General features: G+C 54.9%; 17 protein-coding genes. 11 read left to right on the top strand and 6 right to left on the bottom strand.

Going from position 1 to position 23,657, the window contains the following annotated elements; translation table 11 throughout:
- Positions 1–315 precede the first annotated feature (315 nt).
- The 5 genes from ACLTXB_RS02395 to ACLTXB_RS02375 form a co-directional block, all read right to left on the bottom strand.
- Positions 316–3,483 (bottom strand): S-layer homology domain-containing protein, encoded by a 3,168-nt coding sequence (locus tag ACLTXB_RS02395; protein WP_412260146.1) that lies wholly within the window; start codon positions 3,481–3,483, stop codon positions 316–318.
- 83 nt (positions 3,484–3,566) lie between these two features.
- Positions 3,567–8,516, bottom strand: a complete 4,950-nt coding sequence (locus ACLTXB_RS02390; protein WP_412260143.1) for an S-layer homology domain-containing protein — start codon at positions 8,514–8,516, stop codon at positions 3,567–3,569.
- Positions 8,513–9,139, bottom strand: a complete 627-nt coding sequence (locus tag ACLTXB_RS02385; RefSeq protein WP_317336493.1) for a PilZ domain-containing protein — start codon at positions 9,137–9,139, stop codon at positions 8,513–8,515. Before ACLTXB_RS02385 ends, ACLTXB_RS02390 begins: the two co-directional genes overlap by 4 nt.
- Complete coding sequence (locus tag ACLTXB_RS02380; protein WP_317336494.1) at positions 9,102–9,452, bottom strand: EscU/YscU/HrcU family type III secretion system export apparatus switch protein; 351 nt, start codon at positions 9,450–9,452, stop codon at positions 9,102–9,104. The genes ACLTXB_RS02385 and ACLTXB_RS02380 overlap by 38 nt, the downstream gene beginning before the upstream one ends.
- Complete coding sequence (locus ACLTXB_RS02375) at positions 9,439–10,563, bottom strand: hypothetical protein (RefSeq protein ID WP_428226086.1); 1,125 nt, start codon at positions 10,561–10,563, stop codon at positions 9,439–9,441. The genes ACLTXB_RS02380 and ACLTXB_RS02375 overlap by 14 nt, the downstream gene beginning before the upstream one ends.
- Positions 10,564–10,843: 280 nt before the next feature.
- On the opposite strand from ACLTXB_RS02375, the gene ACLTXB_RS02370 reads away from it, so the two are divergent.
- From ACLTXB_RS02370 to ACLTXB_RS02320, 11 genes are all read left to right on the top strand, one after another.
- Positions 10,844–13,048, top strand: coding sequence for a chemotaxis protein CheA (locus ACLTXB_RS02370; protein WP_428226085.1), 2,205 nt, complete (start codon positions 10,844–10,846; stop codon positions 13,046–13,048).
- Positions 13,049–13,080: 32 nt separating this feature from the next.
- A complete protein-coding gene (locus tag ACLTXB_RS02365; protein ID WP_410764033.1) occupies positions 13,081–13,560 on the top strand; it encodes a chemotaxis protein CheW in 480 nt (159 codons plus the stop codon).
- 37 nt (positions 13,561–13,597) lie between these two features.
- Entirely contained in the window at positions 13,598–14,395 is a 798-nt protein-coding gene (locus ACLTXB_RS02360) for a CheR family methyltransferase (protein WP_317336526.1), read from the top strand.
- Between the two features lie 25 nt (positions 14,396–14,420).
- Complete coding sequence (locus tag ACLTXB_RS02355) at positions 14,421–15,479, top strand: protein-glutamate methylesterase/protein-glutamine glutaminase (RefSeq protein WP_412260134.1); 1,059 nt, start codon at positions 14,421–14,423, stop codon at positions 15,477–15,479.
- A gap of 493 nt (positions 15,480–15,972) precedes the next feature.
- On the top strand, positions 15,973–16,443 hold the full coding sequence (gene flgN, locus ACLTXB_RS02350) for a flagellar export chaperone FlgN (RefSeq protein ID WP_317336076.1): 471 nt from the start codon (positions 15,973–15,975) through the stop codon (positions 16,441–16,443).
- A 45-nt stretch (positions 16,444–16,488) separates the two neighbouring features.
- On the top strand, positions 16,489–18,531 hold the full coding sequence (locus ACLTXB_RS02345; protein WP_412260131.1) for a flagellar hook-associated protein FlgK: 2,043 nt from the start codon (positions 16,489–16,491) through the stop codon (positions 18,529–18,531).
- 18 nt (positions 18,532–18,549) lie between these two features.
- Positions 18,550–19,881 (top strand): hypothetical protein, encoded by a 1,332-nt coding sequence (locus tag ACLTXB_RS02340; RefSeq protein WP_337547692.1) that lies wholly within the window; start codon positions 18,550–18,552, stop codon positions 19,879–19,881.
- A 45-nt stretch (positions 19,882–19,926) separates the two neighbouring features.
- Positions 19,927–20,535, top strand: a complete 609-nt coding sequence (locus ACLTXB_RS02335; RefSeq protein WP_317336081.1) for a DUF6470 family protein — start codon at positions 19,927–19,929, stop codon at positions 20,533–20,535.
- Positions 20,536–20,550: 15 nt separating this feature from the next.
- On the top strand, positions 20,551–21,006 hold the full coding sequence (fliW, locus tag ACLTXB_RS02330; RefSeq protein WP_412260126.1) for a flagellar assembly protein FliW: 456 nt from the start codon (positions 20,551–20,553) through the stop codon (positions 21,004–21,006).
- Positions 21,000–21,239 carry a carbon storage regulator gene (locus tag ACLTXB_RS02325; protein ID WP_317336084.1) on the top strand — a complete coding sequence of 80 codons (240 nt, stop codon included), beginning with the start codon at positions 21,000–21,002 and terminating at the stop codon, positions 21,237–21,239. Before fliW ends, ACLTXB_RS02325 begins: the two co-directional genes overlap by 7 nt.
- A gap of 38 nt (positions 21,240–21,277) precedes the next feature.
- Entirely contained in the window at positions 21,278–21,454 is a 177-nt protein-coding gene (locus ACLTXB_RS02320) for a YjfB family protein (protein ID WP_187029517.1), read from the top strand.
- Between the two features lie 339 nt (positions 21,455–21,793).
- On the opposite strand, the gene ACLTXB_RS02315 is transcribed toward ACLTXB_RS02320, so the two are convergent.
- A complete protein-coding gene (locus tag ACLTXB_RS02315) occupies positions 21,794–23,416 on the bottom strand; it encodes a flagellin (protein WP_412260121.1) in 1,623 nt (540 codons plus the stop codon).
- Positions 23,417–23,657 lie beyond the last annotated feature (241 nt).

Below are 23,657 nucleotides of genomic sequence, written 5' to 3'. Positions count from 1 at the left end.
ATTCCCGCTGATATGGAAGTCATATATTGCATGACGAATACCTATACAGAAGAAAAGACTGCTCACGGCGTAGTGTCTGAAGTGGATGGACTTGGGACCTTCGAGGTCGTATTTGTAGATTTTTTGGCCGCTAGCTGTCTCAATACAATCGGCGACTAAGGGTGACCAGATTTCGGCCCCCCCTGCCTCTATCTGACGCAAACTCTTTGCTACTTCGTTTGACGCTTACGGTTTACCCAACAATGGGAAAGGGAGCGGCATCGCCACGCCCCTCTTTAGGGATTCAGACCACCTTTTTCCGCTTACCCCATTCCTTTACCATCCCGCAAAGGTCCGGTACAAAAATGTCACAATCTGCGCACGGGTGCAAGAAGCCGATGGAGAGAACGTAGTGGCACTGGTTCCACTGGTAATCCCATTTGCCACAGCCCAACGGACCGCTGACGAATAGTAATCCCCGATTTTTACATCATCAAAAGCGCTTCCTGTGCCAGACGCTGGAGAACCGGCATTCCGATACAGGAACATCACTGTCTGGCCACGTGTTATGATGGCATCCGGACTGAAGGTCGTGGAACTCGTTCCACTGGTGATCCCCTGCTCCACCGCCCACAATACAGCTTGGTAGTAATATGCGCCGGAATTTATATCCCGGAACGGGTTGACGCTGCTTCTGGGTGCCGGACTCCCGGCCGCCCGCCACAGAAAAGTCACCATCTGTGCCCGGGTGCATGCAGCATCCGGGCTGAAGGTCGTGGCGGTTGTTCCACTGGTAATCCCCGTATTCACAGCCCATTTGACGGCGTCAAAATAATAGGCGCTGGAACTGATATCCCGAAATGGAAGGTACCCGTCAATCGTGGGTGGCCCCCCTGCGGCGTAAACTTGAATCTCAACAACACCGGAAAATGTTGCTCCCCCGCTGCTTCTGCCGGTATAGTTGATGGAGACCATGCCGGTATAGCCAGGCACAGCCAAAAAAGATACTCCGTCCAGCAACCGGCTGCTGCCGGAGCGGTAATAGTTGGTGAAGCTGGTCACGGCGGACCCCTGTAAACCGCTGTATTGATCGTACAGTGTGCCGGATCGGGAGGCAGGCGGCGTAAACCGGACATAGCTGAGGCTGTCTCCTGTAATTTCACGGCAGGCTGTATTGAAGTCAGCAGCGTTAAAATGCACGCTCCCTCCGCTGACGGTATGATATTTCACGATTCCGTCTCCAGAGGTTCCCACAGAAATGCGGACGGAGCCTGTAAACCGGCTGCCATCAACGTCATAGCCGCTAAAGGGAATTGAAACTGTTCCGGTATAACCGCTTTTGGGAACAAACGTCACCTTGGACAGCTGCGGCGTACCGGAGCGGTAATAACTGGTGGACGAGGACACCCTGGAGCCGCCGGAGCTGCTGGTATAGTCGTAGTACAGCCCACCCCTGCTGGAGGCAGGCAGATCAAAGCTGAGGCGGCTCAGGCTGGCGCCATTGCTGCGCAGGCAAGCTTCATTAAAGTCTGCAGCCTCAAACTGCAGGGGCTTTCCGGCACCTGTGGAGTAATACACCGTACCGTCCTCATCCGCCAGCCGGATGATCACATTCCCGGTAAAGGATTCCCCCGCGGTATCATATCCAGTGTAGGAAATCGTCACTGTTCCACTGAAGCCATCCGCCGGCACAAAGGTGATCTGAGAGATTCTGGGGCTGGAATTCCGATAGTAACGGGTCGTATCGGAAACCCTGCCGCCGTAATCATTCTTGCTGGTGTAGTCGTAGTAGAGAGTCCCCTCCCGAGAGCTTGGCAGGTCAAAATAGACATAGTTCAGGCTTGTGCCCTGGACTTCCCGGCATACATCGTTGAAATCCGAGGAATCCAGCCGCACCTTCTCCCCAACGCCCGCCGTGTACTCCACATCTCCGCGACCGGTCCCGCTGGCACTGTACACGGTGATCGTCACCTTGCCGCTGTAACTGCCGCCGGCGCTATCCACACAGGTATAAGGGACCGTCACCGTACCTGTGTAGCTCTCTGCCGGGACAAAGGTGACGGCGTTCACACTGGGCGTGCTGGTGGTATAATACTTGGTGTTGCCATCCACTCGCTGGGAAAACTGCCCTGTGGAACTATACTGATAGTAAAGTGTGCCCCGGCTGGCGGAAGGCTGCTCAAACAAGATGTATTTCACAGAGCGGCCGGTCCGCGCCTGACAGATGGCCGTGAACTCTTCTGCCGTAAACTCCAACGGGCGGTTTGAGGCAGTGCTGTAAGAAACGTCACCCGCATTCTCCACCTCGACGCGGATGGTCCCGCTAAACGATTTTCCATTGGTTGCGTAGCCCATGTAAGAAATCACGGCAGTACCGCTGAAATCCGTGCGGGGCACAAAAGAGACCTCCGACAGGCTCATTTGGCTGGCGCCTGCCCGATAATAATATTTCTCTGTGCCGCCGACGCCGTGTCCATGGGCATCCGGGGAAACATAGCCATGATAGAGGATGCCCTGGCTGGTGGGTACCGACAGGCTGATCAAATAGTCCAGGCCCGCGCCGGTTTTCTCCCGGCTACGGCTGTTCAGCGTGGAGAGCAGGCCATCAAAGCCGCAAAACTGTCCGGACTGGACCGTGCAGTTAACCGCGTCGGCTACATCCTCCTCCACCACCACAGTACAGGAAGCTGCATAGCCGGTGCCATAGACGACAGCAGTAACAGTTGCGGTCCCAGGATAATGGCCTGTGATCCGCCCGGCCGCCGCGTCAGCCACCGAGGGATTGCTGCTGCTCCAAACCACATTTTTTCCGCTGGCCGCCCCATAACAGGGGAAACTGAGGCTCTCACTCTCATTCACCAACAGGGTCATGCTGGTTTTGGAAAGGGCGATGCCGGAGCACTCCACCTCGCGGGTGGCCGTAAAGCCCCCGTCCTCCGTTTTCGCGGTGATGACAGTCTTTCCAGGTGCGGCACCAGTGACCGTTCCATCCGCGTCTACTGACGCCACATCCGGATTGCTGCTGCTCCAAGAGACGGCCTGGTTGGTGGCGTCAGTTGGATAAACCACAGCTTCCAGCTGCAGTGTGTCGTTTTTTTCCACGGTGTTTAGCATGGCAGCCGTTGAGATTTCCACGCGGCTCACAGGAACCGCGGGTTCTGTTACCGTAATGGCACAGGTGGCCTGATGGGTGGCCCCGCCATCTGTAGTAATACTTGCAGTGATGGTGGCGGCGCCAGGCGCTTCCGCTGTGACCGTGCAGGCGGCCCCGCTTCCTTGAACCGCCGCAACCGCCGGATTGTTGCTTTTCCAAGAAATTCCGGCACTGGCCAGCATATCAGCCACATCGGCAGTCAGCGTCAGTGTGTCACCGATCTCCATCGCTGCCGCGGTGTGGTTAAGACTGATCTCTCCCTCCGCCATGGCCACCGGGACCGCCAGAGAGCATATCAGCACCAGGGCCAGCAAAAAGGCCTGGACGCGTTGTATGCAATTCTTTTTCATAAGTATGGCTTCTCCTTTGATACAGAGTTTGGGAGGGCGGGCGGAAACGCCCGCCCTCCCGCGGTTTGCTACTGCATGGAAAATCAGTTTCTGGTGGCGTCCCAGCCGGACGATCCGGGGGCAATCACAAATTGAGCAGTCCAATAGTTCCCCACCCTCACAACCTCAAGGTTCAGAACCAGGGTTCCATCTGCCGCGCCGCTATTTCCCGCGCTGTCGGAAATAGCGTCCGTGAGACGAATGCTATTGCCGGGGCCGATTCGCGTGAAGGAAAGCGTCAAAGAATTACACTGGTCTCTTCCCGATGTCGATTCTTTCACCTCTGCGTTATTGCTTTCCAGCAGAGTCTTGCTAGTCACGTATCCAGGGGGGACAGGAAGAGGCTTATTTGTGACGGGCGACCACTTGTCGACACTCTCCTTTAAGTACAGGTCCTCATCAAATGTGATGTAAACCGTTCCACGATAGGAATTCCTCCATGCATCCAGCTCACTTTCAAACACTTGGTTTCCCGGAGTCTCCGTGGTCAGTGACGTGACCATGGGATGCTGACCGTCCACCGCAGACAGGTAGGAATTGGAACGGAACGCATAACCGGAACCCAATGGACTCTTTCCTACCGCCACAATCCAATAGGAAGTGCCGACAGTCATATTCTTTGTAAAGTCATTGGTAAACGTGAGATTGTTGCTCTTGGTCAAGCTGACGCTTCCGTTGGCAGCAATGGTGGTGCCTGTCGTGCTGCTGTAGAGAACCGCATTGGTAACCTTGTCCTTTGCCACGCTGTCAGCGAAGAAGTCAAACACGGAGCCAATATCCCTGTTTCCGGTTCTCACCGATTGCCGCATCGCCTCCAAAAGCGTCAGATTTTCCCAGTTCTGATTCCAATAGTTGGCATATTCTTTGACAGCACCCCGATCCAGATAAGCACCCAGCTTTTCGTTAAAGGGTTCGCCCTCTTTGCCGGCCACCATCAGCATATAGTTGACGTCTGCCTCCCGGTCAGATTGAATCATGGCGCTGGGATTCATCAGGGTGATGGTCAATACCGGCCGGGTCACCACCTCCGTCTTGAAACGGAAGGCGTAGACGCCGGAGTAGGAATCCTGGGCTTCGCCCTTCAGAACGAAGTAGGCGATGTATTCCGTGTCGGCACTCAGTCCGTCCAGAGAAATGCGTGCTGTACCGGCTCTGTAGGTCCCGTACCCGGTCTTGTACTCCAGCCCTGCATATCTGGGGTTCATGATATCGTTGCTGCTGGGCATAGTGACGTGCTGGTCCGTCACCGGACTTCCGTCTGCTCCCAGCCCGCTCTCCGGCAGCTTCTTCCACATGTCTACGGTGTTGATTACATCTCCATCATACACTGTCTGGATCTTTCCCAACGGAGCGACTACATAGTAATAGGTCGTATTGCCGCGGCTGAGAATCACGTCAATGTTGACGCCCTCATCGCCGGGGTCAAAGAGGGGCGTGCCGCTGGCAAAGGTGGGTGCGGTGGTGTCCCGGAAAGTGTGGGTCACTGTGTACTCAGTGGGCACGCCGATCTCCTTCACACTGTAAATCCCCGCCTGCTGCTCCGCGTATCTCTCCGGGGTAAGCGACATCTGGGACATCTCCCGCAGAGCCACCTGCGTGCCGGCAATGGGAACCACCGTGATGCTCACAGGCTCGCTCCACTCGCCCGGGTCTGTGGAGTCATTCAGCTTTTTGATCACAATGCCGTATTCCCGGCTTTCCCCCATGAGATTCAACTGCTCAAAGTCGGGGTTGTTGGCAGGCCCCACCAACTGCTGGGCGATACTGACGCCGATTTTGGGTGTGTCCGGCATGGTCTGGATTTTTGCGGTCTTGCCAGCGCCGCCGACCTGCTTCCAGCTCCCGCTCTTGTCCTTGGCATAAAGCTCAAACTCAATAGAGGATTCGGACCAAAGCAGCAGATCCCACAAAGTCTCGTCACTGACACTGGCGGCGGTGGCCGGTGTGAGCTGGAAGGTCATGTCAAAAATGGTCGTGCCGCCATCTGGAGAAATTGCCGTACTCTGAGAGAAAATCAGTTGCGCGTCAATTGTGGTGAACTCCGGCAGCTTGGTCACACCCCGGATGCCCTCCATTCGATTGGCAGCGGCGGAAGTGTCCGCAATGCCCTGCAGCTCAAAGTAATAGGTGGCGCCGCTGGACAGATTCAGTCCACTCAGCCCGCTGTCCGTATTGTAGGGGAAGGTGATGATCATCTCCCCGCTGCCCGATGGGTCCATGGCAACGATAGCCTTGCGGTAATCAATCACCCAGTCCCCATCGGAGGGGGTGTCCGCAGTACGTTCTGCGGCCTTTTCCGGCTGGCCGCTGGCCGGTTTGTAATACAGGCTGATATGGGTTCTCAGGGCGTCAGCCAGGGCGTTCTCAGCCGCCGTTTTTTCGGGGCTTCCGGCACTGGCCTTTTGAACGTTGTTATACAGCTCCAGAAAATTGCTGGTGACCTGCTGGCCTCCCACGTCCTGAATGCCCTGCACGCTCTCTGAGAACACCAGCCTGATGGAAGTGTCCGGATAGGGCGTCGGGGCAGCCGGGTTGTCCGTTCCGTCATGGGTGAACTCCTGGGCAACCGTAGGTGACTCATTGTCCAAGGTGTTGATCTGCATGGGCGGGGTCAGCTCCGCTGTGTAAACATTATAATTGCCCGCTCGGTCCTTGGCCACATAATACAGATCATATGCGGTCTGGGAGTCCAGCCCACTGACCGTAAACCGCACATCGGTGGCAGCCTTAGAAGCAGTGCTGCTGCCCTTTTTCAGCGCACCAGTGCCGGATTCCACCTGGATTTTAGCCACCAGTTCCTCCGGGTCATCAATGCCCAAGGCATAGAACTGCGTTCCCCGCTTGACTACAGCCCAGTAAAGCGTTCCCGGCTCATCCAGGGAATAGGTCAGCGTCACAGACCTGGCTGCCACATCCGTCACTGTCAGATGCTGAATCACCGGGGGCGTCTTGTCCAGTGTGGTCACCGTCAACTTCTTCACCGACGAGCTCTTCCCGTTGTCTGCATCGTTGAGCCACAGATACAGGTCATAGGTTGTCTCCTCCGCCAGGTACGAGGTATTGACCTTGGGGATCAGATACTGGGTGTTCTTTTTTACATCCACCACGCCGTAGCCCAGATTTCCAGTGACGGCGGCAGCCTTGAAGTCAGCGGCCGTGGGAGCTGCGGAGCCCTTTGGCAGCAACGCATAGTACAACTGGCAGTCCTTTGTGGGCATCACCATGGCCTGGACCACCTGCTGGTCCCCGTCTGTTGTGACAGAGGCGTAGGGATAGCCGGTCGAGAAATTCGGCACCGAGTCATCCGGGGTTGTAAACGCCGTTACCTTCACAGGGCTGCGGCGGCCGCGGCTGTCCTCCAGGATGGCAGAGAGGTAATAGGAGCCGTCCACAGTCAGGCCGGAGAGCTTCGTGGTCATCTCCGTTTTGGAGGTGCCGACCTTGACCGTACCATTTTTGATAATCTTGGCGGAATAGGCCGAGGGATTTACCAGTGTTTCCTCATCCACGGATCCATCCATCAGCGCGGTAAGCGCCCAGTAGATAGTCCCGCTCTTATTGGTGCTGAACACAATGTCCGCCGTTTTGGGCGCCACATTTCTGGCGGCGGGATACCCGGCCAGCAGCCTGGGGTCCTCAGAGGATTCGGCCGCAGCGGTGGAGTCCATCACGGTATGATTGATATCAGCGGTAACGCCCGGCCGGATTATGATGGTGTCCGGCAGCATAGGTACAACAGACCCGTCAGAGTTGACGGTCAGGACACCGATATCACCAGTACCGGTTACCGTTGTGCCTGTGTCCAAATTCAGCTCCCGGACAGTAGCGCTGCTATCAATATTCAGTGTGGTGCCAGTGGCCCTTTCGTCCACCGTCACCTTGTTCGCAACGCCCTGTGCAAAAGCAAGTTTGGAGTCCGGCGTAAGGTTGATAACCTCCTTAATATTGCCAGCCAACTGCAGCTGTATGCCGCTCCCGCCTTCCAGCCTGATGTACTGCAGACCCAGCCCGTCTTCAGTCAGATCCTCCAGATATGCGGAGGTGCGGACCGTGGTCTCCTTGATATTGGTCAGGCCATCGGAGCGCAGGCTTATAAACTGACCGGTCAGGCTGTCAACCTCCAGGCCACCCGCCGTTACATTGCGCAGGACAATGCTACTCTCACCCTTCTGACTTGTGCCGGCACCGCTCACCACGATCTTTCCCATCACCGTCACATTTTCCAGCACCACATCATCCAGTCCAACACCGCCGGTCAGATACAGATTGCCGGTAACGACGGTGTCCCGGAGTGTGACGCCTGAAGTGTTGATGGTCAGATTGCCATACACTCCTCCCGCTGTTTGCTCCCCAGGCTCCTGAACCAACGTGCCCAGAGCCCGGACCAGAAAGCAGGCCACCTGGCCGCGGGTAATCTTGGCCTTGGGGCGGAAGGTTCCGTCCTTATAGCCCTGGATAATCCCCATATCGGCGGCCTCCTGCACAAGTCCGCGGCTCCAGGCGCCGATCTGCTGGTTGTCTGTAAAGCTCGTGATGGCGCCCGCGCCGCCTTGAAGCCGCAGGTTTCGTCCAAGCATGGCCGCTGCCTGCTCCCGCGTTACCAGAGCATTTGGCGAAGCCGTGGTGGCAGATGTTCCGTTAAAGTAGCCCGCCCTGCTGGCAATGCGAATATCCTCTGCGTACCAGGCATTGTTCGGTACGTCTGTAAAGGGATTTGCCCCTGCTTCCGTATACCCGAACGCCCGGTTCACCATCGTAACAAACTCCGCCCGGGTAATCTGCCGGTCCGGATTCAAATTGCCCGATGCGTCGCCCCGCATGACGCCCCATTCCACAACCTGTTCCAGATAAGGCTCCATCCAATCAGCGGCCTCTGCCGGCGGAGACACCATCGGTAAAAGCCCGAAGCAGAGTGCCGCGGCCAGCACAAATGCAGTCAGTCTCTTGGCAGTTCTTCCCTTTCCATACTTCCGTTCGGATGCGCGCTTGGTCATCTCTCTACCTCCATATCTCCATTTCCCGCGCCGGAGCGTCTCGGCCTGCCTTCCAGCTGGACACGAAACACAGCCTCTCTCAGCAAAGTCTCCTCATCGTTGCACATATCCACAAACTTCGCCGCGTAAAACGCCCGATTGTTCCGCAGCATCTGCTGACGGAGAATCTGGCAGCGCAGCACCATCGGCTTTGCCGTGATTGGAATCACAATCTCCAGCGTCTCTCCATTCTCCAGTCCATACTGTCCATAAAACGCGATGCCGCCGCAGCTGATATCCACGGACTGGACTTCTCCACGGCCCTTCCACATTCCGCTGAGCGGATAGATAAAGCTTTGAAATTTCACTGGAACGCGCAGGTTCCGCCGGAATTCTGATCCCAGGGACGCCACCTTGTTCAGAGAAATCCTCTCTCCCCGCTGCCGAAGCAACTGACATTGTACGGCCAGTCCACCGCTCTCCATTCCCACCAGCTGGATAACCTCATGCTGTGCGACCTCATCCTCTTTTCCATCCAAGATATGAATTTGGAGAACAGGGCCGTCCGGCGCGGTCTCCAATACGCCCCGGGCCAATGGCGCACTTTTACTGTCCAGCAGCAGGTATATCTGCTTTTTTGTCATTGCTGTGCCCTCCCTGTGGATTGCTTTTTGCCTGATCCAACTCCGGTTCAAAATGGAGAAAATATACATAGATCTCCACAATCGCCTGGTACAGGCTTTCGGGGATCTCCTGGCCAAGCTCCAATTGTGTCAGGACTGTGGCAAGTGAGTTGTCCTCGTAGATGGGAACTCCATTGTCCGCAGCTGTCTCAACGATCTTTTCTGCCATATAGCCCATGCCTGAGGCAACAATCACCGGCGCCATGTCACCCTCACCATACTGAAGCGCAACCGCCTTTTTGGCCGCGCCGCCCGTTCGTTCACGCTTTGACATTCACGCAGTTCTTCCCTTCAAAGATTTTGGGGAACACCTCGGTCAAGGTGACCGGGCGCTCCAGCTTCCGCACGATTACCTGTGTAGGTGATAATCCATTCCTCTCCAGAATCTGTGATATGGATTGTTCAATCTGCCTGGAAAAAGGAACCACACGTTCGGGGCAGGACACCTGAATGTCCACCTCATTCCCACGGCTGTTCAGAATGATATCGAACAGGCCCAGCGGCTGGACATCCATTTTAAAAAGGATTTTCATGGTATGCCGTTGCCTGCTCCCGGCTCTTCCGCCATCGCCCTCCGCATCCGGATCAACCCACAATTCCGAAAACAGCGCACGATGATTCCACATCAGCGGCAGCAAATAGTGGTTGACCGGCATATATACGCTCTCATTGACCAAAACAGCCCCCATCAGGCTCTGAAACGCCTGCTGCATTTCGGCACTGCACTCCCCCCGCATGGCCCGCTGCACGGCGGCGGTGATAGAATTGGCAAACCGGACCGCGCCGGTCTCCCCGTCAAACCAGCTGCTCCGCAGCAGGGCCAGCAGGGATTGCCCGTCAATTCCCCTCAACTGGTCTTTGAAAGCTGCATATCCGCTGAGCTGGTGAAAGGCCTCCAGCAGCCGTTCTTCCGTCCCATTTTCATACCTGACGGCATTGAGTGACAGCATGGTCAAAAGGCTTCTTGGCAGCCCCATGTCATGGGTGCGCCCCACATAGTCCGACATATACGGAAACAGCTCCCGCTGGAGCAGCAGCACATTTCCGCGCCGGTCTCCGGCCGCCATCCCGTTTTCCAGCCGTGCCGCCATCTCCCGCAGCTTCTCCGCCCAGCTCGCCGGCATGGCGTCCGCCATATCCTCTAAATTTCGCAGGATGCTGCCTTCCAAGTGAGCTGTGGAAGAGTAGTCTATGTAGCACTTCAAGAAATTTAAGATATCCGACCGCATTCCGTCCGAGGCGGCCTTCGCGTATGCGCTGCGCAAGAGGGCAAACAGCGCGCCATGAAACCGCGTGCCTGTTCTGGCCTGTCCTTTGAGAAATTCCAAAAGCTGCGCCGCATCCATCTGCAGCATCTCAAGCACCCTGGACATTTCCTCAGCCATGCCCGCGCTGATTCCAGAACTGACCTCTGTCCGGTCCCACCCAAAAATCCTGGACAGACTTTCTGACATTCCCGGCGTCTCTTGCAGCCGCTGTAAAAATGTCTGAAAATTGGAATCATACCGGATGCGTCCGTCCCCCTGCAGCGTGCTGTCCTGACGCTCCGTGCGTCCGTCTGTCCGGCTGACCCTGGTCGGGTCCGGAATATTTTGAATCTGCGTATTCTCTGGCGATACGGGAAGATTCCGGTTGACCGCTGCCTTATCATAGCCCGGGACTGGGTTGGTCGCGCCTAAAATATCCGGCATATTGATGTCACCTCGCAGAAAAAACTTCGGGCAGTTCTTATCTTTTGACCTGACCGCGCCGATAAATATAAAAAAGGCAAAAGGTGGTGCTGCTATGGGCAGTAGTGGAAACGAAATCCTTGATATGTATATTTATGAGACCAACACGCTCCTGGAGCAATTGGAAACCATTGTCTTGGAGGCCGAAAAAGCCGATACATTTTCACAGGACGATGTTAATGAGATTTTCCGCATTATGCATACCATCAAAGGCTCTTCCGCCATGATGGAGTACGACTCATTGGCAACCGTTTCCCATCGAATCGAGGATCTGTTCTTTATTATCCGTGAAAATACTATGTCGGTTGTCTCTGTGGAACACAGGCCCCGTCTCTTTGATCTGATGTTTCAATCCATTGACTACTTCCGCTCGGAGATGGAAAAAGTAGAGGCTGGCCAACCCCTTGATAAAAATATCGACACCTTTCTTGAAAATGTTAATAGCCTGATTTCCAAAATTAAAGGGGAAGCGCCTTCAGAAGCTGCGGCTTCCGCTCCCACTCCGGCACCTGCTGCTTCATCTTCGGAATCGTCCGCCTTCGTAAAAACCGGTGGCAATCCCGATTTTCCCTATGAGCTGCATGTCTTTTTTGACGAGGGATGCGGCATGGAGAATCTGCGGGCCTACATGTTGGTGGTGTCCATCCAGGACTTCTGTGCAGAGGCGGATTTTCTTTTTGAACCCGCGGCAGTGGAAAATGACGCCTCCACCGCGGAACAGGTGATCAAGGACGGCTTCCTCCTGATGTTCAAACACGCAGAGGATCGGGAGAAGGCCATTCCCGTTGTGCGCACGGCGGGTTCGGTGCGCTCCTACCAGCCTCACGATTACCATCCTGCGCCGGTGCCGGCTTCCCTCCCCGCGCCAGAGTCCAGTTCTGCCCCAGCGCAATCGCCGAAAGCATCTGTCCCACTCCCCGCCCCAGGTGCCGCAGCAGGTATCGCTCCCGCGCATCAGAAGGAGAGCCTGATCAGCGTCAATCTCAGCAAGTTGGATCAGCTGTCTGCCATTGTTGGAGAGATCGTCATTACAGAGTCCATGGTGACCGCTTCCCCCGACCTGAAGGGGCTGCACCTTGATATTTTCTCCAAAAACGCACGCCAGCTCCGCAAGCTGACGGATGAATTGCAGGATATCTCCATGTCCCTGCGGATGATTCCCATGTCCAATACCTTCCAAAAGATGAACCGAATTGTCCGTGATATGAGTAAAAAGCTTAATAAGCGTGCTAAGTTGACGCTTGTCGGCGAGGACACGGAGGTAGACAAAACCATTGTAGACAGCATTGGCGACCCCATTATGCACATGATCCGCAACGCCATGGACCACGGCATTGAGGCAACCGAGGAAGAGCGCATTGCCGCCGGAAAGGACCCGGTGGGAGAGATCGTCCTCTCTGCACAGGACACCGGCAGCGAGGTCATCATCGTGATCAAAGACGATGGCCAGGGTGTCAATGACGAGAGCGTATTGAAAAAGGCCGTCAAAAACGGCATCGCCGCACCGGATGCAGAATATTCCCACCGGGACATTCTGAACTTTTTGCTGATGCCGGGCTTTTCGACCAACACGGAGGTCACAGAATACTCCGGGCGCGGCGTGGGAATGGATGTGGTAAAGAAGAGCGTGGAGGAACTGGGCGGTAATGTCACGATCACAAGTGAACTTGGTAAAGGAATGACTACCACCATCCGCATTCCCTTGACCATGGCAATCATGGACGGCATGGAGGTATCTGTGGGGGATTCCATTTTTACCATCCCCATCAACAACATCCGCCAGAGCTTCAAGGTGTCTAAAAGCGATATTCTGCGCGATTCCGTAGATGGTGAAATGATCAAGCTGACGGACCGGTACTATCCTGTCATCCGGGCCAAAGACTTTTACCGTCTCCCCAGCGGCACGGACGTGATCGATGAAGGCATCCTCCTTTGGCTAGAGTCCGGGGATCTTTCTTATTGCCTGTTTGTGGATGAGCTTTTAGGCGAGCAGCAGATTGTTGTAAAGCCCCTCCCGTCCTACATCAACAATTTCAATGTGAAAAATTACGGAATTATGGGCTGCAGCATTCTGGGCGATGGCAATATCAGCATTATTCTGGATGCCGGCAACCTGTATACCGCTGCGCAGAGCGCATAGCCATTACAAAGGAGTGAATGGAATTGAACGCAGTGAAGGAGCCTGGCCTGCTTGATGCGGAAGAAGATCAGATCCTTTCTTCAGAAGATGAGAGCAGTTGTCAAAAATATCTCATTTTCGTGATTGATAACCTACGGCTCGGAGTCGATGTGAAGTATGTGGTGGAAATTCTCAACAATCATTCCGCCACCTATCTTCCGATGATGCCGGACTACATACGCGGCATCTTCAATATGCGGGGACAGATTATCCCGGTATTGGATATCCGGCTGCGGCTGGGCAAGGCGGCGAATGAGACCGATGATTTGTTAGTCGTGCTCAACTTCGACAATACCCAGATTGGAATTCTGGTGGATGCCGTCGACCAGATGATTGAAATTCCCAGTGATGACATCCTGCCTGTACCTTCTCAGAGTTCTCAACAGCTGGTTTCCGGTATGTGTACCATTCCGGATGGCTCTGGTACTATGCTGGTTTTGGATTGCGAACGTTTGCTGAGTCATGAGTATTGAGGAAAACGCTGTTCATGCAGGGAATTCTTTTTCCCCCATGCTGATTTCTGACGTGGACTTTCAGCGCATGGTGACTTTTGTCAAGTCCAACTATGGGATTGATTTATCCCGCAAGCGTCAGCTGATTACTGGCCGCCTGTCCCCAAGCATCCGAAAGATGGGCTATTCCAGCTTTTCTGATTTCGTGGCACACCTGCTGGAAAAGAAGGACGCTGATGAAATCACGATGATCCTGAATAAGCTGACAACCAACTATACGTTTTTTATGCGAGAACAGGAGCATCTGGAATATTTTCGGCAGAGAATTATCCCTGATCTGATCCGCCGCCATCAGCGGGACAAAGTCTTATCAATCTGGAGCGCTGGCTGCTCAAGCGGAGAAGAGCCCTATAACATCACCATGTATCTCTTTGATTATTTGGGGGCGCAGGCCCGGCAGTGGGATACCCGCATCCTTGCCACGGATATCTCAGCCAATGCCTTGGCATCTGCCAAAAAGGGTATTTATGAGCTTCCCGAAACGATGCCCGCAGACTGGAAGCGCAAATATTTCACAAAGAATCCGGACGGCACCTATACAGTAGTTCCATCCGTCCGGAATAATGTGCTTTTTCAAACCTTCAATTTGATGAACCCCATCAATTTCCGCCGCAAGTTCGATGTCATATTCTGCAGAAACGTCATGATCTATTTTGATCAATCCACCAAGGACGCTCTTGTGGGACGTTTTTACGACGCAACGGTTCCTGGGGGCTATCTGCTGATCAGCTATTCAGAAAACCTGAGCCAAAACTCTCCCTATCATAGATTGACCACAGCGACATTTCAGAAATAACTGAAGGAGGTCCAACATCTCGGCTATGACCAGCAAAAAAGTTCATGTTATGGTGGTAGATGACTCGATGGTGGCCCGCAGTATGATTATCAGGGGGCTGTCTGCACACCCAAGTATTGAGGTCATCGGCTATGCTATCAACACGTTGGATGCAAAGGTGAAAATTCCCAAGTTGAATCCCGATGTCATTACTATGGATGTGGAGATGCCCGGCAAGAGCGGAATTGACTTTCTAAAGGAGTACCTCCCCCAGCATCCAATTCCCGTGATTCTTGTCTCGTCGCTGAATTTAAAAGTGTTCGACGCTTTAGACGCCGGCGCGGTGGACTTTGTTCGCAAGCCTGCCTCTCAGGACAACATGGATGCCTTTGTCACCACACTGACGCAAAAAGTCCTGATCGCATCTGCCGCCAAGGTTCGGTCCACCCCAGCAACGGCGGGAACTTCCCCAACGCAGGCCCCACACCTCTCTGCCGCCCCTCTTCCTCTGGGCCAGGCGCCCGCACTGAACCAGGTTCTGATAGGTTTGGGTGCGTCCACCGGCGGAACAGAGGCGACTCTGGAAGTCATGAAGCGGCTGCCGGCAGACATTCCGGGCATGGTCATTGTGCAGCATATGCCGCCCGGCTTTACCAAAATGTATGCTGACCGGTTGAACCGGCTTTGCCGCATGGAAGTGCGGGAGGCCCGGAATGGTGATGAGCTTCATCGCGGACTCGCTTTGGTTGCACCCGCTGATTTGCAGACGCGTGTGGTCCGTATTGGCAGCAAGTATACTCTGTCCTGTATGCCAGGTGAAAAAGTGAGCGGCCATCGCCCCTCTGTAGATGCGCTTTTTCAGTCCATGTCGGAAGCAGTCCAGTGCCGAATGGTGGGTATTATCATGACCGGAATGGGGCAGGACGGAGCCGCTGGTCTGTTGGCCATGCGGAAAAAGGGGGCCTATACCATTGGACAGGACAAAGAGTCCAGCGTTGTTTATGGAATGCCGGCAGTTGCCCATGAGATTGGAGCCGTCTGCGTCCAGGCATCCTGTGAAAATATCGCCGGTGTTCTGATCCGCCATTTGAAATTGCTGCGTTGATGCGCAGGTTCTTCATGAAGCCACAGACGGAATTTGCAGGACTGTAATTCCTGCAAATTCCGTCTGTTTGTCTCAATAAAATTTTTCCTGCGTCCTTATCTTTCCAGTAATGATGACGATATAAATAGTGAATGATTTTATTTAGGCAACTACATATCGCATGGAAATGAACGGAAAGGTGTGAGATATCGTGCTGACTTCTTCTGGTGGCATCCCCCCTATCAGTTCCCCAAGAACATATTATCCCGGTGTCAGGCAGGGATCCGCATCCAGGCCTCATATGGACCGCAGCCATGATTCTGTGTCATTTTCCGTCTCTGTGAACGGGGAGGACACCTTTAAGAGCCTGGTCAGCCGTCTCTCTTGCGAGGTGCGGACTGCCACAACAACCGGCGATATCCATGCTCTTCGTCAGGCAGTGTCCTCTGGTAACTATACTCCGGACCCAGTGGCCATTGCCGGCAAAATACTCTTTTTGATGGGAGACTAACTGATGGAACATCTTTTCCGTTCCTATTTGGAGCTTCTGCAGTCTATACTCAGCAATCTGAGTCAGCTCACGAAATTGGTGCATCGCAAAATTGAGGTTGCCCAAATGGATGACCTGGAAGCGCTGGATGAAATTTTGAACGAAGAACAGGCATTGGCTCTGGCATTTCGCGGTTTGGAGCAAAAGCGGCTGAACCTTCTCCGGGAGTTGGATTTGTCCGAGGTCCCGCTCGCCCAGCTGCCTGCTCATTTCCCGCCCGAAATGGAGGAAGCGGTGCGCCAAACAGCCGCCGAACTGATGGAGCAGTATCGGACTTACCACGATGGCGCGCAAACGGCCCGCGGCATTCTGGAGCACAACCTCCGCGAGGTGGACCGGGTCCTTGCAGTCCTGAACGCCGACCCCGCCGGAAATCCCGGGCATGTGACGCAGACCCCGTCCTCCCCATCTGCAAAGGCAGATTTCCGGGTATAACCGATAGTCTCCGCTGCGGCGGATCAGTTTTTGAGGAGTTTTACGATGAGTTCGATTGGTACATTTGGCTCTTATACCCAGGCCCGACTGGCAATCTATGCGTCTCAGGCAGGACTGAGTGTCACCGGAAATAATATCGCAAATATCAATACCTATGGATACACCCGCCAGCGTCTGGAACAGAGCAGTTTCTATGCAGGTGGTGCTGACCGGTATTATTCCTCTTTTGGCGCCCGCACAGGAAATGGCGTGCTGTGTACCGGTGTGTCCCAGCTGCGGGATCCCTATCTGGACATCCGTTACCGCAGCCAGATGTCCAACGTGGGAGCCATGGATGCAAAGCTGGGCGGTCTGGAGGGAATTCAGGCAATTCTGGACGAGGTGAGTGACGGTGAAGATGGCTTTGGCATCATCAGCGCACAGCTGGACAAGATGTACGACGCCCTTCAGCAGTTGACGGATCAGACTGGGCACGATGTATATGATACTCAAGTTCGTGCCGCCGCGGATGCGCTGGCCAAGCAAATCAATTCCTACGCCAACAGGCTCAGTGAACTGTACAACAACACATTGGCCGGCTACAAGCAGGATGTAGAAACCGTCAACAATATTCTGTCGAATATTCGGGATCTGAACGCCTCTATCCGCAAGAGCGAGATTCACGGCGACAACGCCTTGGAGCTTCGGGACGAGCGCAATTTGCTGATCGACCAGCTCTCCGAATACATGAAAATTGACGTGATTTACACCGAAGAGGATATCGGTGCGGGCCAGACCGTTGAAAAGCTGACAATCCGTTTGGGAAACGCCAACCCTGACGCTGATGTGACAACGGACTCCACACTGCTGGTTGACGGCACCTACGCCGCCCAGTTTTCCATGACTCAGGTCCCCCAGCCAAATCCCAACTTTGATCCCACCAAGCCTCCGAATGGGGTGGATAACTTCCAATACCTGAAGCCGGACGGGAGCGGGACCAACAATGCCAACTTGGCGCAGCTCATTGACAGCCCCAACTTTGATCTGACCGTCTCTGAACTGCGGGACTCCAATGGCCGGCTCCTGTATACCATGGAAAAAGGTCGCCTGGAGACAATTACGGAGGCTGATTACAACGCCAGCGGCGGCAAGGCTACAACCGTGACCGACCCGGATACGAATGTCACAACCATTACGGTTTTTACAAAGTCTGGAAATCAATACTATAAACAGGTTTATACCAAAACACCCTCTGCGGCCGTGGCGCTGGATGACAATGACCTTTACGGCGCCCTCCAGTCTGAGCGGGAGTTGCTGACGGAAGCTGGGGAGTATTCCACCGCAGATACCATTGCAAAGATTGATGAAAACGCTGCCGGCAAGCGTGGAATTCCCTACTATCAAAAAGTCCTGGATTCCCTGGCAGTCCAGCTTGCAAGCGCCTTTAACGCAGCCAACCAGGGATTCATGCGGAATGAAAAGGGCGAATACATCGACAAGGATGGAAAACCGCTGATTCTGGATGGGACCATTCTGACCACAGATATCAAGCTGACGGATGACCAACTGGCATATTTGGAGGCCAACGGCAATAAGGTGGGCTTCAATATGTTCAGTGTTCGCGGAGATACAGATAATGCCGAAGGTATTACTGCTTCGAACATCTCCGTCTCTGCCACGTGGGCCAGCGGTGAGCAGATCATCTCTTCCTTTGTGCGCCCCAGCAATCAAGATATTGCCACCACTGACAGCACGAATATCCTGCACATGGTTGCTCTGTTTACCACCAAGATGGATTACCTCCCCAGTGCGGTGGCGCCCGACAGCAGCGATATTCCCCTGTTTAACGGAACCTTCGGGGAGATGTGGGACAACATCGGCTCTGTCCTTGGCCATGATATGAAGGGAACCAGCACGCTTCTGGACAACTATTATGCCGCCTCCGTCACTCTGGACACCAGCAGAGACTCTGTCTCCGGCGTGGATTTGAATGACGAGGCAATGAATCTGATGCAGTATTCAAAATCCTACAACGCCGCCTGCCGCCTGATGACCACTCTGGACTCCTTGCTTGACAAGCTCATCAACGGTACTGGCATTACGACCTGATAAGGAGGCTACCTGACCATGATGATTCGATCCACTACCAACGGCGTATTAAAGAGTTATCGCTATAATCTGCAGCGGTCTTCCTATACGCTGAACAAAGCTATGAACACCGTTCTGACGGGGCGGAATTTTGACACTTACGCAGCAGATCCCGCCACAGCCGCGCGTTGCTTCCAGATGCGCCGCTCTTTTCAGCGTGTCAACAGCCAATACTCCGTGAGTGAATCTGTGACCCGCAAATACGAGCAGGCCTGGAGCGCCCTTGGCAGCGTGGTGGATGATGTCAACAACCAAAAGACCTCCTCTGCCTATCAGGACATCCTCCATAGCATCAATGACCCCACCGCCTCCGGCCGCAATTCCCTGGGGCAGTCCCTGACGGAGCTGGCAAAGGGCATTGTGCAGACCATGAATGGCCGTTACGGTGACAATTTTATTTTCGCCGGCGCGGATGGGCTGAAGGTTCCTTTCACCTGGGGAGAGGACGGCACCCTTTGCTACCGTGGAATCCCCGTAGACGCGGCAGTGCCGGATATAGCCATGAGCAACGGCGCTCCCCTTACCCTGAACGATCAGGGGCAGTACGACCCTGCCGGGACCAACTATCTTCTCTCCGGCGGGGTAAAAACCATCAGTGTGGACGATTATGAGGCGGCGGTCAAGGCCGGAAATGCCCCCACGGTGCTGCGAGACACTACGGGCGCCGGACAGCTTGTGGATGCGGATGGAAATATCAGCACAACGGAACGCTATTATCTGGTACTGGACAATTCTAAGACCATCTCCAAGGCCGATTATGAGCAGGCGGAGAAAGATCTGGCCTCTCTGGACTATCTCTCCAAGAGCGAGGTCAAGTATGCAGATCTGGGCCTGGGCCTGCAGGAGGACGGCAAGACAGGCGAAGTGATCGGCTCCAGCGTGTTCAATGTGGCCTTGCAGGGCATCAATTTCCTGGGCTATGGCGTTGACGCGGATGGCGACCCCAAGAATATCGTCTCCATCATCTCCCGAATGGGCCAGATTCTTCTGAACTGCGACGCAACCACCGGCGCCTTTGCCGAAGGGGAGCGGGATGAATTTCAGCGTCTGGCGGATAAGTTTGAAGCGTCCGCCGCCTTGCTGCAGGATAAGCATATCGAGCTGGACACCCAGGCCGACTTTCTCAAGAGCAATCAGACCCAGTTGGAAAACATGGCACATACACTGGAGCAGCAGTTCCTGGGGATTGAGGATGTGGACCCGGCGGAGGCAATTTCACAGCTTTCCTGGGCGAAATACTGCTATAACACAGCTTTGAAGGTGGGAAACAGCATCCTTTCCCAAAGCCTGATGGATTATATCAACGCCTGATCCAAAGAGAAGTGTCATTTAAGAAAAAGGAGCTGAGGCACTGCTATGGGACCGCTCATTGAAATTACGAATGTACCGATTGAAATTGAGATGAAGGTATCCCACGCGAAGCTGGAATACACGCGGGGTACGGCGGAATTGGAAATTTCCAGGGACAATGGCGGCCTGAGCATCAAAAGCCGCCCTATTCGTCTGAATATTGACACATTTGAATCCCGCAATTCAGTTGTTCCCACTGCGGTCCGGTCTATCCAGCAAAGCGCGGAGAAGGGCCGGCAGGCGGCCTATCAGGCCACCGCCACCTATGCCCAGCAGGGCGAGCTTCTGCTGAAGACTCAGATTGGCGAAGAACTGGTGACACAGTTTGCGGCGGACACTGCGGCGAAGGACGTGAAAACCAATATTGGGATTCAGTTCCTCCCATCGGTGGGACCGGAGCTGGACTGGGACCCGGGCGAGGTCAACATCCGCTTTGAGATGGATAAGCTGAACTTTGACTGGCGGGTGAACCAGACGCAGTTCAAATTTATTCCCGGGGACATTGAAATCTCTGTCAAGCAGCAGCCGGATGTGATTATCAAATACATTGGCGGGCCGCTGTATGTGCCGCCTTCCGCCGATCCCGACCATGAGCCCATCGATGTACAGGCGTAAGGGGGAGTCACCTCATTGAAATTACAGACCAAATATTTCGGCGAGATCGACTATGAGCCGGCAGAGCGTATCCGGTTTCCGGCAGGAATGTTCGGCTTTGACGATGAGCACGATTTTCTGCTGCTCCCCTTTGAGGGCAGTGGGCACAGTATGCTGTGCCTGCAAAGCATTGCCACGCCCGCACTGGCCTTTATCCTGCTGGATCCCTTCTCCCTGTGTCCGGACTATACGCCCGTTCTGCGAAAGACGGAGCTGGAGCTTTTTGCTGTGGAGGACACGGGCGCCCTGTGCTTTTATGTGCTGTGCGCGGTGAAAAATCCGGTGGCAGCCAGCACAGTCAACTTGAAATGTCCTGTGGTCATCAATCCCGGGACCAATGAGGCCCGGCAGATCATTATGGAGACAGAAGCCTATGATATGCGGCATCCCCTGGCGGACTTCGGCCGCGGGGAGGAGGGGGCCACATGCTGATCCTGCAGCGCAAACCCGGCGAATCCGTGATGATCGGCTCCGACATCTCCATCTCCGTCATTTCGGTGGAGGGCGGCCGTGTGCGGCTGGCCATTTCCGCGCCGGTGGAAGTCCCCATTTTGCGCAGTGAACTGATTGCCGCCGCCGCTGTCAACCAGGATTCCGCCAGGGAGGAGGCCGACCCCGCCGCCCTGCTTGACCTGTTAAGCGGCCCCCCGCCGTCTTCCCCCTGAAAGAGACGGTCCATATTTTTGTGAAGGAGCGTGTTTGCATGTTAGAATCCATTGCGGGCGCAGCCATGGATATGAGCGCCGCGCGGTTTTCCGTGGAATACTCCATGGCGGTGACGAAAAAGGTGATGGACACCCAGGAGCTGGCCGCTCAGGAACTGCTGGAAATGCTGCCGGCCGCGCCGTCCATGGGACAATATATTGACGTCTACGCCTGAACAGAAACACCGTGGACAGACAAGAAAAGTCATGGGATGACCCATGACTTTTTTCTTTTATTCTCTTCAGCCATATGCAGCTCTTCTGTTTCTATAACGCGGCCATGTGCCTGCTCCACCGGCAGGCCGGTGTAAATTCCGCCTTCCTGCGGCGGCAGGCGCCGCCGCGGCGTCCTCCGGTTCCCATGCCAGACGCCCACGCTCCCTGTGGAACAGCCGGAGAACAGAGAGGGCTTTCTTCCGGCTCTCCACGGACCGTGCGGACAGGAAAAGAGGGGACGGAAAACCGCCCCCTCGTGTCGCCGGTCCCGTATGATACAGCCGACCGCCGTGCCCGTGTTACTGCAGCAGCTGCAGCACGCCCTGCGGCACCTGGTTGGCCTGAGCCAGCATGGCCTGCGCGGACTGGATCAGGATGTTGTTCTTGGTGTAGGACATCATCTCCTCGGCCACGTCCGTGTCGCGGATGGCGGACTCAGCGTCGGTGATGTTCTCCGTCATCACAGAGAGGTTCTTCTGGGTGTGCTCCAGACGGTTCTGGACAGCGCCCAAGTCACCGCGGACAGAGGACACAGTATTGATAGCATCCCGGATGGTCTCGATAGCGGCGGCAGCGCCATCCTGCTCGCTGATGTCCAGGGTGTCGATGCCCAGGGCCTTGGTGTGCATATCACCCACAGAGACCATCATCTGGTTGAACTGGTCGGCAGAGTCGCCAATCTGCAGAGTCAGACCGCCCTTGCCGCCAGCAACAGCTCCCTGAGAGGCTTTGAACTCCAAGGTGAGGTTATCTGCATTGACGGTGGGCTTGTAACCAGTCTTCTGCTCGATAAGGTCAGCCATCTTGGCCACCTCTTTATCAGTAGCATCAATACCGCCAGTGGTTTTGTCTACCACGATTACATTGACGTCTTTGCCAAGAGCCACAGCGGCATCCTGGTCCGCCGCAAAAGCAAACTTCTTGCCGCCAATCGTAAATACATCGCCCACAGTGTATCCGTTTTTGAAGTTGATAGACTGATAGGCGTCAGCTCCCGCAGTATTGTGCGTTACTTTAATCAGAGCATCATCCTGATTTGCACCGGCGGCGCCCCAATCGATAATCGCACTGTCGACCTTCATGTTGGCGCCTTTTACCTTGGACTCAAAAGACAATGCGCCGCTGGTGTTTGTGACCTTAAAGGAATCACCAAGAGCATCCTTTGCCAGCTTTTCAAAGGCGGTTCCCAGCTCTGTAGCCGAAGCCACGCCTTTGGTACCGGCTAAAGACGCCAGCTTATTACCGTCCTTGTCATACAGCGCGCCCTTGGTCTCGGCAGGATCCTTTTCAGAATAGACAGCCGAGAGGGTGACGGACTGCTTTTTGCCGTTGGCATCCGTATAATGGATGGTGAAGTTTAACTCGTCGCCCTCTTTAAAAGCCGTTGTATTCGCGGTCAGTGTCGCGAGGGTTCCCTTGTCGGCTACTGCTGCGTTTTCGGTCAGCTCCAGGCCGGAGATGGAAGGCACACCGGCGGCACCGGAAGCACCGCTGGCAGACAGGGAGCCATCCAGCAGCTTGGTGCCGTTGAAGTTAGCGGAGTCCGCGATGCGGTTGATCTCAGTCTTAAGGGCATCGACCTCTTTTTGCAGGTTGGCGCGGTCCACCTCTTCGTCATAGGTGCCGTTGGCGGACTGGGTGGCCAGATAGTCCATGCGGTTGAGCATGTCCTGGATTTCCTGCATAGCGCCCTCGGCGGTCTTCACCAGGGAGACGCCGTCCTTCACGTTCTTCTGGGCGGCCTCCAGGCCGGTGATCTGGGCCCGCATCTTCTCGGAAATGGCAAGACCCGCGGCGTCGTCGCCGGCACGGTTGATCTTGTAGCCGGAGCTGAGCTTCTCCAGGTTCTTGCTGAGGGCGGAGGTGTTGTTGTTGTAGTTGCGGTAGGCGTTCATCGCCATGATATTGTGCTGAATACGCATATGATAAACTCCTTTTTGATGATCCGGACAACTCCTTTTGTCCGGTCCGTCGGTTGTTGGGGGGACCTTTCGCGCCACGCCGGCCGGTCATGGCCAGTCGGCCCCCGCGCCCCTCCCTCCACAGCCGTGGGGAGACGGACGTGCGGCTTCTCTGGAACCGCTACATGATACCTATCGGCTGTTTTTTGGAAAAATTAAGTGGTTTTCCAAATTTTTTTTGCTGTGTGCTCCGGCAGGTTTG

It is taken from the genome of Flintibacter sp., assembly GCF_046973065.1.
Note: the sequence above shows the minus strand (reverse complement) of the source record. Positions and strands in the feature narration are given on the sequence as shown.